The organism is Kribbella solani (assembly GCF_014205295.1).
Taxonomy (GTDB): domain Bacteria; phylum Actinomycetota; class Actinomycetes; order Propionibacteriales; family Kribbellaceae; genus Kribbella; species Kribbella solani.
Genome location: NZ_JACHNF010000001.1, coordinates 1085763 through 1099147 on the forward strand (window position 1 = coordinate 1085763; position 13385 = coordinate 1099147).

At 68.8% G+C, this 13385-nt stretch carries 13 protein-coding genes; 7 read left to right on the forward strand and 6 right to left on the reverse strand.

The genetic code is table 11. The annotated features are described in order from the left end of the window. The first annotated feature begins 194 nt into the window (after nt 1-194). The 4 genes from HDA44_RS04720 (at nt 195) to HDA44_RS04735 (ending at nt 5343) form a co-directional block, all read left to right on the forward strand. Nucleotides 195-884, forward strand: coding sequence for an MBL fold metallo-hydrolase (locus HDA44_RS04720; RefSeq protein WP_184831659.1), 690 nt, complete (start codon nt 195-197; stop codon nt 882-884). Beyond that, nucleotides 881-2212: a histidine--tRNA ligase gene (hisS, locus tag HDA44_RS04725; protein ID WP_184831661.1), complete on the forward strand. Its 1332-nt coding sequence runs from the start codon at nt 881-883 to the stop codon at nt 2210-2212. Before HDA44_RS04720 ends, hisS begins: the two co-directional genes overlap by 4 nt. Next, a complete protein-coding gene (gene aspS, locus HDA44_RS04730) occupies nt 2209-4008 on the forward strand; it encodes an aspartate--tRNA ligase (RefSeq protein ID WP_184831663.1) in 1800 nt (599 codons plus the stop codon). Before hisS ends, aspS begins: the two co-directional genes overlap by 4 nt. A gap of 90 nt (nt 4009-4098) precedes the next feature. Further along, nucleotides 4099-5343 carry an alpha/beta fold hydrolase gene (locus HDA44_RS04735; protein ID WP_184831665.1) on the forward strand — a complete coding sequence of 415 codons (1245 nt, stop codon included), beginning with the start codon at nt 4099-4101 and terminating at the stop codon, nt 5341-5343. A gap of 51 nt (nt 5344-5394) precedes the next feature. Here HDA44_RS04735 and HDA44_RS04740 read toward each other — a convergent pair whose 3' ends face one another. Both HDA44_RS04740 and HDA44_RS04745 read right to left on the reverse strand, forming a co-directional pair. After that, complete coding sequence (locus HDA44_RS04740; RefSeq protein WP_184831667.1) at nt 5395-6093, reverse strand: response regulator; 699 nt, start codon at nt 6091-6093, stop codon at nt 5395-5397. Next, nucleotides 6090-7208, reverse strand: coding sequence for a sensor histidine kinase (locus HDA44_RS04745; RefSeq protein ID WP_184831669.1), 1119 nt, complete (start codon nt 7206-7208; stop codon nt 6090-6092). Before HDA44_RS04745 ends, HDA44_RS04740 begins: the two co-directional genes overlap by 4 nt. 152 nt (nt 7209-7360) lie before the next feature. Here HDA44_RS04745 and HDA44_RS04750 point away from each other — a divergent pair, with 152 nt between their 5' ends. Further along, nucleotides 7361-8311 (forward strand): glycoside hydrolase family 19 protein, encoded by a 951-nt coding sequence (locus HDA44_RS04750; protein WP_184831671.1) that lies wholly within the window; start codon nt 7361-7363, stop codon nt 8309-8311. Nucleotides 8312-8490: 179 nt separating this feature from the next. Here HDA44_RS04750 and HDA44_RS04755 read toward each other — a convergent pair whose 3' ends face one another. Together HDA44_RS04755 and HDA44_RS04760 are read right to left on the reverse strand one after the other, a co-directional pair. Beyond that, nucleotides 8491-9168: a class I SAM-dependent methyltransferase gene (locus HDA44_RS04755; RefSeq protein WP_184831673.1), complete on the reverse strand. Its 678-nt coding sequence runs from the start codon at nt 9166-9168 to the stop codon at nt 8491-8493. A gap of 84 nt (nt 9169-9252) precedes the next feature. Then, nucleotides 9253-9834 (reverse strand): TetR/AcrR family transcriptional regulator, encoded by a 582-nt coding sequence (locus tag HDA44_RS04760; RefSeq protein WP_184831675.1) that lies wholly within the window; start codon nt 9832-9834, stop codon nt 9253-9255. Nucleotides 9835-9929: 95 nt separating this feature from the next. Here HDA44_RS04760 and HDA44_RS04765 point away from each other — a divergent pair, with 95 nt between their 5' ends. Continuing rightward, on the forward strand, nt 9930-11099 hold the full coding sequence (locus HDA44_RS04765; RefSeq protein WP_184831677.1) for an MFS transporter: 1170 nt from the start codon (nt 9930-9932) through the stop codon (nt 11097-11099). Between the two features lie 100 nt (nt 11100-11199). Then, a complete protein-coding gene (locus HDA44_RS04770; protein ID WP_184831679.1) occupies nt 11200-11553 on the forward strand; it encodes a GntR family transcriptional regulator in 354 nt (117 codons plus the stop codon). On the opposite strand, the gene HDA44_RS04775 is transcribed toward HDA44_RS04770, so the two are convergent. Both HDA44_RS04775 and HDA44_RS04780 read right to left on the reverse strand, forming a co-directional pair. Continuing rightward, entirely contained in the window at nt 11533-12657 is a 1125-nt protein-coding gene (locus tag HDA44_RS04775) for a HAMP domain-containing sensor histidine kinase (protein WP_184831681.1), read from the reverse strand. The genes HDA44_RS04770 and HDA44_RS04775 overlap by 21 nt on opposite strands. Further along, nucleotides 12654-13316: a response regulator transcription factor gene (locus tag HDA44_RS04780; RefSeq protein WP_184831682.1), complete on the reverse strand. Its 663-nt coding sequence runs from the start codon at nt 13314-13316 to the stop codon at nt 12654-12656. Before HDA44_RS04780 ends, HDA44_RS04775 begins: the two co-directional genes overlap by 4 nt. Nucleotides 13317-13385: the final 69 nt, after the last annotated feature.

Below are 13385 nucleotides of genomic sequence, written 5' to 3' on the forward strand. Positions count from 1 at the left end.
TCTGGTCAGTCCCCGGTCCAACCGCGCGAACAGGGCCTGTCCGGGCGCGTCGAGCCCGTATCTCGACGCTTATCCCTGAACAATCACAAACTCCCAGCTCAGGCGCAACGGTGTTGCGTCACAATCCGGTTCGTTCTCACCGTACGCAGACCGGTAGCCTTGGTGGGTCCCGAACCGTTCCAGGAAGGTGTGTCGTGCTCATCGCCGGGTTCCCCGCGGGGTCGTGGGGTACGAACTGCTACGTCGTCGCCACCGGCCAGGGCGCGGAATGCCTCGTCATCGACCCGGGGATGGACGCCGCCGCGGGGGTCGAGCAGGTGGTCCGGGAGAACAAGCTGAAACCGGTCGCGGTGCTGCTCACGCACGGTCACATCGACCACATGTTCTCGGTCCTCCCGGTCTGCGGTACGTACGACGCGACCGCCTGGATTCACCCGGACGACCGGCACCTGCTGGCCGATCCGATGGCCGGGGTCAGCCCGGAGACGGCCCGGATGCTGCTCGGCGGCAAGCACGAGTTCGCCGAGCCGGACGAGGTCGCCGAGCTGACCGACGGGCAGCGCGTCCAGCTCGCGGGCCTGGACTTCACCGTCGACCACACCCCCGGGCACACCCGGGGTTCGGTCACGTTCACCACGCCGTACGACGGGCCGGAGGACGTACCGGCCGTGCTGTTCTCCGGTGACGTGTTGTTCGCCGGGTCGATCGGCCGGACGGATCTGCCTGGCGGCGATCATCCGGCGATGCTGCATACGTTGGCCACCAAGATCCTGCCGATGCGCGACGAGATCGTCGTCCTGCCGGGTCATGGTGGCCAGACCACGATCGGCCGGGAGAAGGCGACCAACCCCTACTTGCAGGACCTGGAGATTCAGAACATATGAGCAGCAAGGTGACCCCACTGAGCGGGTTTCCCGAATTCCTACCGAGTGACCGGATCGTCGAGCTGGAGTTCCTCGACACCATCCGGGAGACGTTCGAGCTGCACGGTTTCGCGTCCGTCGAGAACCGCGCGGTCGAGCCGGTCGAGCGCCTGTCCAACCAGGGCGAGGACGCCGACAAGGAGATCTACGGCGTACGCCGGCTGGCCGCGAACGCCGATGAGGACGCGGCCCTCGGGCTGCACTTCGACCTGACCGTGCCGTTCGCCCGGTACGTACTGGAGCACAGCGGGAAGCTGGTGTTCCCGTTCCGGCGCTACTCGATCCAGAAGGTGTGGCGTGGTGAGCGGCCGCAGGAGGGCCGGTACCGCGAGTTCACCCAGGCGGACATCGACATCATCGACAGCGGCGAGCTGCCGTTCCACTACGAGGCCGAGCTGCCGCTGGTGATCGCGGACGCGTTCCGCAAGCTGCCGATCCCGGCGTTCCGGATTCAGGTGAACACGCGGCAGATCCCGGAGGGCTTCTACCGCGGCCTCGGCATCGAGGACATCGTCGGTACGCTCCGGGTCGTCGACAAGCTGGACAAGATCGGCCCGGACAAGGTCACGGACCTGCTGACCGCGGCCGGGCTGTCGGCGGAGACCGCGAAGCAGGTGCTGCGGCTGGCCGAGATCTCGAGTACGGACGCGTCCTTCGCGGATCAGGTGCGCGCGCTGGGCGTGCGGCACGACGTACTCGACGAGGGTCTCGAGCGGTTGTCGCGGATCATGACCGCGGCGAGCGAGCACGCGCCGGGCCTGCTGGTGGCTGACCTGAAGGTCGCCCGCGGTCTCGATTACTACACCGGCACGGTCTACGAGACCCAGCTGATCGGCGACGAGGGGTACGGGTCGATCTGCTCCGGCGGACGGTACGACTCGCTCGCGTCGGACGGCAAGACGACGTACCCCGGGGTCGGGATTTCGATCGGGGTGTCGCGGCTCGTGCACCGGCTGGTCGGCAAGGGCCTGGTGCGCGCGAGCCGGCGTACGCCGACCGCCGTGCTGATCGCGCTGAACTCGGAGGACGACCGGCCGGAGGCGATGCGGACGGCGAGCCGGCTCCGCGGCCGCGGGATTCCGGTCGAGGTCGCGCCGGCGGCGGCAAAGTTCGGGAAGCAGATCAAGTTCGCCGATCGGCGCGGGATTCCGTTCGTCTGGTTCAGTACCGGCGACGGCGCCGAAGTGAAGGACATCCGGAGTGGTGAGCAGGTGCCGGCCGATGCCGGGACCTGGGCGCCGCCCGCCGAAGACGTACGTCCGAGCATCATCGAAGAGGAGAAGTCGTGATCCGTAACCGTTCCGCAGGTTCGCTGCGCGCGTCCCACGCCGGCGAGACCGTGATCCTGGCGGGCTGGGTGGCGCGGCGGCGCGATCACGGCGGCGTGGCGTTCATCGACCTGCGCGATTCGAGCGGCACCGTCCAGGTGGTGATCCGGGACGAGGAGGCCGCGCACGGGCTGCGGTCGGAGTACTGCCTGAAGATCGTCGGCGAGGTGTCGCCGCGCCCGGAGGGCAACGCGAACCCGAACCTGCCGACCGGTGAGATCGAGATCATCGCGAGCGAGGTCGAGGTACTGAACGAGGCCGCGCCGCTGCCGTTCCCGGTCGAGGAGCACCACGCGACGCCGGTGAACGAGGAGATCCGGCTGAAGTACCGCTACCTGGACCTGCGCCGGCAGGGCCCGGGTGCGGCGATCCGACTGCGCAGCGAGGTGAACAAGGCGGCCCGCGACGTACTGGCCAAGCACGACTTCGTCGAGATCGAGACGCCGACGCTGACCCGGTCGACGCCGGAAGGCGCCCGCGACTTCCTGGTCCCGGCCCGCCTGCAGCCAGGCAGCTGGTACGCGCTGCCGCAGTCGCCGCAGTTGTTCAAGCAGCTGCTGATGGTGGCCGGCATGGAGCGGTACTACCAGATCGCGCGCTGCTACCGGGACGAGGATTTCCGCGCCGACCGGCAGCCGGAGTTCACCCAGCTCGACATCGAGATGAGCTTCGTCGACCAGGACGACGTGATCGCGCTCGCCGAGGAGATCCTGGCCGGGCTGTGGAAGCTCGTCGGGTACGAGGTGCAGACGCCGATTCCGCGGATGACCTACGGCGAGGCGATGGCCCGGTTCGGGTCCGACAAGCCGGACCTGCGGATGGGCCTGGAGCTGGTGGAGTGCACCGAGTACTTCAAGAACACGCCGTTCCGGGTGTTCCAGGCGCCGTACGTCGGCGCGGTCGTGATGCCGGGCGGCGCGGACCAGCCGCGTAAGCAGCTGGACGCGTGGCAGGACTGGGCCAAGCAGCGCGGCGCTCGCGGGCTCGCCTATGTCCTCGTGGGGCAGGACGGTGAGCTGGCCGGTCCGGTCGCCAAGAACCTGTCCGAGGAAGAGCGCGCGGGCATCGCCGACCACGTCGGCGCGAAGCCGGGTGACTGCATCTTCTTCGCCGCCGGTCCGGTCAAGTCGTCGCGGGCGCTGCTCGGGGCGGCCCGGCTGGAGATCGGCCGTCGGGGCGGGCTGATCGACGAGTCGGCCTGGTCGTTCGTCTGGGTTGTGGATGCGCCGCTGTTCGAGCCGGCCGACGAAGCGACCGCCGCCGGCGACGTCGCGGTCGGTTCCGGCGCCTGGACCGCGGTACATCACGCGTTCACGTCGCCGAAGCCGGATTCGCTGGACACGTTCGACACCGACCCGGGTTCGGCGCTGGCGTACGCGTACGACATCGTCTGCAACGGCAACGAGATCGGTGGTGGGTCGATCCGTATCCACCGCGAGGACGTGCAGAAGCGGGTCTTCAAGGTGATGGGTCTGACCGACGAGGAGGCGACCGAGAAGTTCGGCTTCCTGCTCGACGCGTTCAAGTTCGGCGCGCCGCCGCACGGCGGGATCGCGTTCGGCTGGGACCGGATCACCGCGCTGCTGGCCGGTACCGAGTCGATCCGGGACGTGATCGCGTTCCCGAAGTCCGGTGGTGGGTTCGACCCGCTGACCGCGGCGCCGGCCGCGATCACGGCGGCCCAGCGCAAGGAAGCCGGCGTGGACGCGAAGCCGGAACAGAAGGCGGAGAAGAAGGCCGAGCAGAAGGCCGAGTAGTTCAGCGCGGACTGCCGTACATCCCGGGATGTACGGCAGTCGGTCGCGCGCCTGACGACAACGGATCGTTCGGTCACTTAGCGTCATGACGTGACTTCTTCGAACCGTACGCGGGTCCTGCTGGTTGTCCTGGGCGCGATCGTCGCCCCGGTGGCCGGCCTGCTCGCGATGCTGCTGATGGCGGCGGTGGTGCCGGTGCCCGTGGTGTTCCTGGGCGCCGGGTTGCTGGTGCTGTTCCTGGTCGGCTGGCTGATGGCGCGGCTCGGCCGGTTACGCGGCGGGGTGCTCTTCGCGGCTGGGTGGTCGGTTGCGCTGGGGCTCGTGTTCTCGTTGCTGTTCCTGCGTCCGTTCCCGGATCAGCCCGTGGCGGCGGTCCCGGCTGGGGTCGCGTTCTGGTCGTTGCCGGACGGTACGCGACTCGCGTACGTACACAGTCCAGCGACGGGCGACGCGCGACAGCCGGTTCCGGTGGTGTTCTTGCATGGTGGGCCTGGTACGCCGCATGAAGGGCTGCCGTACGGCACGAAAGAGCTGAACGCGGCCGGGTACGACGTTTACAGCTATGACCAGATCGGCGCTGGGCGGTCGACCCGGTTGAAGGACGTCACCAAGTACACGGTGGCGCGCAACGTTGCCGATCTGGACACCGTCCGGACCGCGATCAAGGCCGATCGGATGATTGTGATCGGGCAGTCCTGGGGTGGGTCGCTGGCCGCGCAGTACTTGGCCGCGCATCCGGATCGGGTCGCGAAGGTCGCTTTCACGTCGCCCGGTGAGATCTGGCCGAAGGCGCATCCCGAGACCGAGGTGTCGCCGTGGAACCGGCTGACCGGGGCGGACAAGCAGCGGTACGACTCGTTGGTGTCGGCGCCGCGGTTCTTGTTCCAGGCGGTGTTGCTGGGGATCAATCCGCGGGCGGCGCATGCGGTCGTAGGCGATGCCGAGGCGGACTCGCGGTTGCATGAGATCGCGCTGACCGGACGGGGGCTCGGTGGGTGTACGGGCGGTCCTGAAGGTACGGGGCACAACAATCCGCAGGGGTTCTACACGAATCAGTTGACGAACGCTGACTTCGACCAGATCGCTGATCCGCGGCCGGTGCTTCGTACGCTCAAGACGCCGGCGCTGGTGCTGCGGGCCGAGTGCGACTACGTGCCGTGGGTGGACACCCGGGAGTACCGCGATACGTTGCCTGGGGCCACGATGGTGTACATCCCCGGGGCTGGGCACGGGATCACCGGGCAGGCCGGGCCGGCGTACCTGAACGCGATCACGCGCTTTCTGGCGGGGCAGCCGCTGACGGCCTACAAGGGCGAGGCCGACCCGGCTGGATGATCGACGGTGCCGAGCTGGTGGGGTGATCAGGCGCCGGGGCCGGGCTGAGCGTCAGGAGGCTGGGTCGGTCGCGGCGTTGGGGTCCGCGTTGGCGTCCGCCAGGCCGGCGCGGTGGCCAAGGATAACGAGTTGGACGCGGTCGCGGGCGGCGACCTTGGTCAGGATGCGGCTGACGTGGGTTTTGGCCGTGCCGAGGCTGATGTGCAGGTCGGCGGCGAGTTCGGCGTTGGTGCGGCCGCGGGCGACGAGGGCGAGTACTTCGCGTTCGCGGTCGGTCAGGCCGGCGAGCAGGCGTTCGGTCGCCGGGTCGGTTCGGGGCGCGCCGGGTGGGGTCCAGGTGGCGGCGATCCGGCGGGCGATACCCGGGGCGAGCAGCGCGTCGCCGGCCGCCGCGGTACGGATCGCCTGCAGGAGCGCGGGTGCCTCGAAGTCCTTCAGCAGGTACCCGCTCGCGCCTGAACGCAGCGCGATCAGTACCGAGTCGTCGGTGTCGTACCCGGTCAGCACGATGATCTTCGTACCGGCGAGCGCGGGGTCGTCGGTGATTGCTCGTGTCGCGGCCAGCCCTTCACCACCAGGCATGCGGATGTCCATCAGCACGACATCCGGCCGAAGCGCACGCGCGAGCCGCACACCCGCGGGCCCGTCCGCCGCCTCCCCAACTACTTCAAGATCGCCCTCAGCCGAAATCAGCGCCCGCAATCCACTCCGAACCAGCTCCTGATCATCAACAACCAAAACCCCAATCACAAACCCTCCACCCCAGTCGGCACGGTTGCGTGGACGCGAAAGCCGCCGCCCGGTCCGGGGCCGAGCTCCAGCCTGCCGTCGACCAGCGCGAGCCGCTCCCGCATCCCGCGCAACCCATGCCCACCGTCACTGAACTCATCAGCATTCGGGCCGGTGCCGTCGTCGGTGATGGTCAGTTCGATCGACTCGGCTGTCCAGGTCAGCTCGACCTGTACGGAGCGGGCCCGAGCGTGGCGGCGGGTGTTGTTCAACGCCTCCTGGGTTACGCGGTACAGGGTTACTGCAGCTAGCGCGTCGCCGGGCCGGGGTTCTCCGGTGACTTGATAACTGGCAGGCGGACCGTCAACACCGCTCGATTTCACCAGCTCCGGCAGATCGTCCAGACCCGGCATCGGGCCGGTTTCTTCGCTCCGGAGCACGCCGAGCAGTTCCCGGATCTCTCGCGACGCCCCACTGCCCGCGGTACGGATCCGCTGCAGCGCCGCCCGCGCCTCGTCGGGCCGGCTGTCGAAGAGCTGCAGTCCGACCATCGCCTGCATCGACACCGCCTCGACCGACTGGGTGATCACATCGTGCAGATCACGCGCGATCGCGAGCCGTTCCTCGGTCACGCGTCGCTCGATCGCCTGCTCGCGCGCGGTGCGTTCCGCGTCAGCCCGTGCAGTCAGCGCCGTACGCCGGAAGGCCAGCGCCCGCCCGATCGTTAACGCCAGCACCAGCCACCCGGCCGTACCGATCAGATCGCTGCCGGCCCGGGTCGTCGCGGCCGCGATCGCGAACGCCGGGAGCGCGGCGAGCGTGGTCCAGCCGATCGATCGCAGCCGAAGGTCCAGCGCGCCAACGGTGCCTACGGCAACAGCGAACGACAGCAGGAACGGCCCGTCCAGCAGGGGAGTGATCGGCGAGAGCTGACCGGCCGCGCCAAGCAGACCGATCAGCCAGGTCACGGGCAGCGGAGCGTACCGCCGCCACACCAGCGGCAAGCTCACGATCACGGCGTACGCGACGGCGGCCAACTGTTCGCCGGTCGATGCCTGATGCCCGCGCAGGGTGACGACGCCGATCAGCGCGATGAGCACGGCGAGGCCGGCATCGAGGAGTCGCGGTTTCGCCATGACGATCCTGAGTGTACGACGGCCTGTCGCGATGAAGTTGTTGTGGAAAGGGTTGAGGTATTCGAACGTTTGGAGGAAACTGGCGACATTGTGGGAATGCTTGGTTAGGTTTTCACAAGACCGCCTCCTCCTACCGCCCCAGGAGTTCTTCGATGCGTCGTCTTTTCACGGCTGTTCTTGCCTGTCTCGGCATCACCGCGACCGCACTGGTCGACAGCGCACCCGCGTACGCGACCGGGTTCACGACCTACGGCAGCGGCGTCAACGTCCGCGCCGACGCGTACCTGTCCGCCGCGGTCGTTCGTACGCTGAGCGGACCCACCTCGATCGACGTGGACTGTCAGAAGCACGGCGACCGGGTCAGCAACTCGGACGGAACCAGCGAGTGGTGGGCACACGTGCCCGCGCTCGGCGGTTACGTCACCGTCGTGTACGTCTCGGTTCCGCAGGACAAGCTCCCGGGCGTACCGGAGTGCGGTACGGACAACCCGCCGCCGGCCGGTGGCGACATCACCCTGGCCGACGTCCAGGCCATGTTCGGTACGCGGATCGCGAACCCGTCGATCGTCGAGACCGGGCTGCCGTCGCTGAACCAGGCGATGCGGGACGCGAACATCAACACCGCGTACCGCAAGGCGGCCTTCCTGGCGACGCTGGTGCACGAGTCGCGGCTGGAGTACAACATCCGCGAGATCGGCGACACCCGGCTGTACGGCGGCCGCGGGTACATCCAGCTCACCGGCGACTTCAACTACGGCCCGGCCGGTCAGTACTTCGGTATCGACCTGCTCGGCAACCCGGATCTCGCGATGTCGCTGCAGTGGAGCGCGCCGATCGCCCGCTGGTACTGGACGGTTGCCCGCAACATCAACCCGTACGCCGACAACCTGGACATGGGCCGGGTGAACGCGGCGATCGGCTACCCGGCCGGCGCGGAGGACCAGCGGCGCTGCGACTCGTTCAAGAACGCGATTCGCTACTTGACCGGGTCGGTGCCGTCCGGTGTGATCTGCACGCGTCCGTCGGCGCTGAAGGGTGACACCAGCAAGCTCACCCGCACCCAGTTCGACGACCTCGCCAAGAACGGCGGGGGACTGGGCTGAGCGTCCCGTAAGGGCCTGCGGCCGGCCGGTTGCCACCAGAGCACCCGGCCGGTCCAACGGCCGCTCCAGCTCAGACCGGCCGCTCCAGCTCAGACCGGCCGCTCCAGCTCAGACCGGCCGCTCCAGCTCAGACCGGCCGCTCCGGCCTAGGCCGGCCGCTCCAGGCCGGTTGGTCCGGCTCAGGCTGGTTGGGCGACGACCCAGACCTGGTCCGGGGTGAGGTAGCGGGTGCGTCGCAGGCCCGCCTCGGCCAGCTGAGTGGCCAGCTGGTCCTCGGTGAGGTTCTGGGTGAGGATCTGCTGCGACCAGGACCTGCCGCCGACGGTGTGGGTGAGCGTCGCGGCCTGGCGTCCGCCGGGGAGTTCTTCGAGGTCGGAGATCACCATCGTGCCGCGGTCGCTCGTCATCACGACCGGTCCACGCAACATGCCCGGAGTCTGCTGCTGAAGGATCACCGAACCACCAGGGCGTACGCGGTGGGCGCAGGTCCGCAGCAGGCGGAGCCGCTCCGCGTCGTCGGCGACGTTGATCAGGTACGACATCATCAGTACGAGATCGAACCGCCGCTCCAACCGCAACTCCCCAATGGTCGAACAGATCGTCTCGACACTTGGCACCCGGACGCGGGCGATCATGTCGGGTGACTCGTCGACCGCGACGACGTGATGTCCGAGTGCGGTCAGCGCGCGGGTGATCCGCCCGGTGCCGCAGCCGAGTTCCAGCACGCTGCTGCCGGGGGCGATTGCCCCGTCGATCAGTTCGTCCTCGCCGTGCACCGGCGTGACCTCGTACAACTCGACCGCGCTGCCGTCCGGCGTGTGCGGTCCCGGCCCACTACCACCCTGTCCGACTCTCATCGTTCCACCCTCGCGAAAGCTCCGCCCCACGCCGATTCTTTCGGCTCAGACCGAAGGCCGGGATCAGACCGAAGGTCCGGGTGATCAGGCCGAAGGGCCGGTGACGAGCGCGACCGTTCCGTCGACCGCCGACGCGAGCTCCGCCGCCGACTGGCCGGCGCGCTCGCGGACGCGCAGCCCCAGCACGAGCGTGAACACGAGGTCGGCCACCTGATCGACGTCCAGGTCGGCCGGAAGCTCGCCCGTACGGCGACCGCGGTCCAGCAGCGCCGTCAGCGCTGCCCGGGTCGTGCCGAACGCCGCGCCGATCCGCTCGCTCGCCCGCGCGTCGGAGTTGCCGAGCTCGGTCGCCGAGTTCACCACCAGACAGCCGCGCCCGTCCACGTGGCTGACCGTCCACACCAGCCAGTCGCGCAGCACCTCCGCGACCGGGCCGTCGGCGCCGAGCCGTTCCGCGGCCTCGGCCGACTCCGTCTCGCGGTAGTGATCGAGCGCGCGCAGGAACAGCGAATGCTTGTCGGTGAAGGTCCGGTACAGGCTGCTCGACGTCAGCTCCAGCTCACTGCCGAGGTCCCGGACCGAGGTCGCGTTGTAGCCGCGCCGCCAGAACAGGTCGGTCGCCCGCGCCACCACGTCCTGCTCGTCGAACTGCCGGGGTCGTGCCATCCGCTTGCCCTCACCTCAGTTGTGGATCGATCGTTTCCATATTATCGTACCGGTTTGGAAACGATCGATCCCAAACTAGAGTGGAGCTTCGAACGATGACAGTTACCGGCGTTGAGGTGGCGGTTCGTACGCGCTGGCCGGCGGTACTCGTGGTGACCCTTGGCACCTTCCTGCTGGTGACCGCCGAGCAGCTGCCGATCGGGCTGCTGACGTCGATCGGTTCGGCGCTCGCGGTGAGCGAAGGGACCGCCGGCCTGTTGGTGACCGTCCCGAGCATCGTCGCCGCGGTGTCCGCGGTGGCCGTTCCGCTGGCGGTTCGCGGGCTGGATCGGCGGCTGCTGCTGATCGGTCTGATGGGGCTGATGGTCGTCGCCAACGCGGTGTGCGCGCTGGCGCCCAACTTTTCGGTACTGCTCGCCGCCCGGGTCGGTGTCGGCATCGCCATCGGCGGCTTCTGGGCGGTGGCCGGTGGACTGGCGGTGCGGCTCGTACCGGCCGTGACCGTGCCGCGGGCGACGGCCGTCATCTTCGGCGGGGTCGGCGCCGCCAACGTCTTCGGCGTACCGCTCGGCACCGTGGTCGGCAACTGGGTGGGCTGGCGGGCCGCCTTCGCCGGGCTCGGTGGGCTCGCCCTGCTGACGCTGCTCGCGTTGACGATGGTGCTGCCCCGGCTGATCGCCGACGAGCCGATCGCCGTCCGCAAACTGGCCGACCAGTTCGGCAACCCGGGCGTACGCATCGGCATCCTCGTCACGGTCCTGGTCGTGACGGGGCACTTCGCGGCGTACACCTTCGTGAGTCCGGTGCTGCAGGACCTCGGCGGGGTCGACGAAAGACTGGTCGGTCCGCTGCTGTTCGGCTTCGGCATCGCCGGTCTGACCGGCAACTTCATCGCGCCGTGGGGGCTCGCCCGGGGCGTACGCGCGACCGTCGCGGTGATCGTGATCGCGCTGGCGGCGATCCTGCTCGCCTTCCCCTGGCTCGGAACCGGGGCGGCCGGCGCGATCATCCTGCTGATCGCGTGGGGACTCGTGTACGGCGGGGTGTCGGTCAGCCTGCAGACCTGGATGATCCGGGCCGCGCCGCAGGCCGTCGAGACGGCGTCCGCGCTCTGGGTAGCGATGTTCAACCTGGCGATCGGCCTCGGCGCGCTTGGCGGCGGCCTCGTCGTCGACGCGTTGCCACTCCGGGGCGTACTGCTCCTGGCCGGCGTCCTCGTACTCCTGGCCGGCGGGGCGGTAGCAGCCGCGCGAACCAGAACCTGACCTCGTTGCATGGGCGGCGTCGACGTTCCGATGCAGGAGTTCTACACCGAGAAGCTCGGGTGGTGGGTGGTGTGGGGTGGGGGTACGGCATGCTTGGTGGATGGAGATTTCTGTCGATCCGGTTGGGCTGACGCCGCCGTACGAGCAGGTGCGTTCGCAGATCGAGAACCTGATCCGGAGCGGCGAGCTGGCGCGTGGTACGCGGTTACCCACCGTCCGGCAGCTCTCCCTGGATCTGGGGCTGGCGGTGAACACGGTTGCCCGCGCGTACAAGGAACTCGAAGCTGATCACCTGATCGAAACCCGCGGCCGCAACGGCACCTTCGTACTCGCGTCCCGCAGCCGCGTAGACGACGAACCGTCCCAGACCGCCGCGACCGCCCTCGCCCAGGCCGCCCACCGCGCCGAACTCTCCCTGGCCGAAGCAACCGAACTACTCCGCCGCGCCTGGTAACCACGCTCCAGGAGTTACGAAGTCCACGCTGATCTCCAGACCACCTGATGGCAACGCCTGCACGGTCAGCGCGGCGTTGTGCGCGCGGGCGATCGCGGCGACGATCGCCAGGCCCAGCCCGTGCCCGTCGGCGTGTTCGTCGGTGTGCCCGGTGCGGGTGGCGTCAAGTCGCTGGAACGGCTCCGTCAGACGGGCTACTTCGGTCGGTGGGACGAATGGCCCGGTGTTGCTGATGGTGAGCCGGCCGGTGGCCGAGGTGGTCAGCTCCACCGATCCGTCGCGGTGGTTGTGGCGGATGGCGTTCTCGATCAGATTCGTGATCAGGCTCGTCGCCAGTGGGATGTCGCCCATCACTGTGCTCGGGGCGAGAGCGGAGTGGATGCGGACACCACGCTGCTCAGCCGCTGCCTGGTGCTCCACAGCCAGCTGCGCGGCCAGGTCAGCAAGGTCGAACCGCGTCCAGTGCTCGACACCTCGTTGACCGTTGGCGAGTGCGAGCAGTGCGGCGATCAGCTCCTCCTGCTGGCGTCCAAGTGCAAGCAGGTCGTTGCAGGCCGAGCGGAGGGTGGTGGCTGTGGCATCAGGGTCGGCCAGCGCGAGTTGCAGCAGCGTACGTTGCACGGTGAGCGGTGTACGCAGCTCATGAGATGCGTTCGCGACGAACTGGCGCTGTGCGGTGAAGGACTCGTGCAGCCGTAGCAACAGCCCGTCCAACGTGTCGGCGAGCTCGGTGAGCTCGCGGTACGCAGGTGGCGTCGGCAGTCGCGTAGCGAGGTCATCGGCGGACAGGCGCCTGGCGGACAAGGTCATCGCGTGCAGCGGCCGCAAAGCGCGCCCAGCGCTCATCCAGCCGACAGTAACCGACAGACCGGCCAGTACGAGGCATGCAAGGGCGGAGACGCGGAGTACTGTGGACAGGTTGCTGGTGTTGTTAGCGGCAGCCGTCTGTCCTGGGCCGGCGATCGTGTTGCTGCCGCCGTACAGTGCGACCGCCACGACGGTCAGTAGGACCACACCGATTCCGAAGACCAGACCGGAGTGCACAAACGCCAGCCGGGTACGCAGCCGGGGAAGTGTGTCTGGACTGGTCGCTGTGCTGGTCATCGGTCACCGATCCGGTAGCCGCCTTCGCGGACAGTCTCGATGGACGGCGGCTGTCCGAGCTTGCCGCGCAGCCGTCCGATGGTCGTCTTCACCGTGGTCGTGAACGGATCGGTTGCCTCGTCCCACACCCGCTCCAGCAGTTCTTCCGCGGACACCACCCGGCCGCCGGCGGCTAGCAGGTACTCCAGGACCGCGAACTCCTTCGGGCTCAGGTCGAGCCGCCGCCCGGCCCGCGAGGCGACCCGATGGCCCGGATCGACGATCAGGTCACCATTGTCAAGCACTGGCGGCACTGCCTGCGCGGAGCGGCGACCCAGCGCGCGGACCCGGGCCACCAGCTCGGCGAAATCGAAGGGCTTGGGCAGGTAGTCGTCCGCGCCGAGTCCGAGCCCTTCGACCCGGTCGCGGACGGTGCCCGCGGCGGTCAGCATCAGTACGCGCGTGGTGCCGGTGCCGGCGACGACCTGGCGGCACACCTCGTCGCCGTGCACCCCGGGCAGGTCCCGGTCCAGCACCACGACGTCGTACCTGGTGCCGGCCAGCCGCTCCAGCGCCGCATGCCCGTCCAGCGCGGTGTCCACCGCCATCGCCTCCCGGCGCAGACCGGTGGTGATCAAGGTGTTCAACGTTCGGTGATCCTCCACCACCAGCACTCTCATGTGCTCCACGATGCCAGGCCGTGGGTGACAGCGCGGTGACAGGTGAGCGCACCAGGCTGTCACCGGCTC

Excerpts from the sequence above, each read along its gene's own strand:
- hisS (WP_184831661.1), top strand. The coding sequence starts at position 881 with ATGAGCAGCAAGGTGACCCCACTGAGCGGGTTTCCCGAATTCCTACCG.
- HDA44_RS04745 (WP_184831669.1), bottom strand. The coding sequence starts at position 7,208 with ATGGCGAAACCGCGACTCCTCGATGCCGGCCTCGCCGTGCTCATCGCG.
- HDA44_RS04750 (WP_184831671.1), top strand. The coding sequence starts at position 7,361 with ATGCGTCGTCTTTTCACGGCTGTTCTTGCCTGTCTCGGCATCACCGCG.
- HDA44_RS04755 (WP_184831673.1), bottom strand. The coding sequence starts at position 9,168 with ATGAGAGTCGGACAGGGTGGTAGTGGGCCGGGACCGCACACGCCGGAC.
- HDA44_RS04760 (WP_184831675.1), bottom strand. The coding sequence starts at position 9,834 with ATGGCACGACCCCGGCAGTTCGACGAGCAGGACGTGGTGGCGCGGGCG.
- HDA44_RS04765 (WP_184831677.1), top strand. The coding sequence starts at position 9,930 with ATGACAGTTACCGGCGTTGAGGTGGCGGTTCGTACGCGCTGGCCGGCG.
- HDA44_RS04770 (WP_184831679.1), top strand. The coding sequence starts at position 11,200 with ATGGAGATTTCTGTCGATCCGGTTGGGCTGACGCCGCCGTACGAGCAG.
- HDA44_RS04775 (WP_184831681.1), bottom strand. The coding sequence starts at position 12,657 with ATGACCAGCACAGCGACCAGTCCAGACACACTTCCCCGGCTGCGTACC.
- HDA44_RS04780 (WP_184831682.1), bottom strand. The coding sequence starts at position 13,316 with ATGAGAGTGCTGGTGGTGGAGGATCACCGAACGTTGAACACCTTGATC.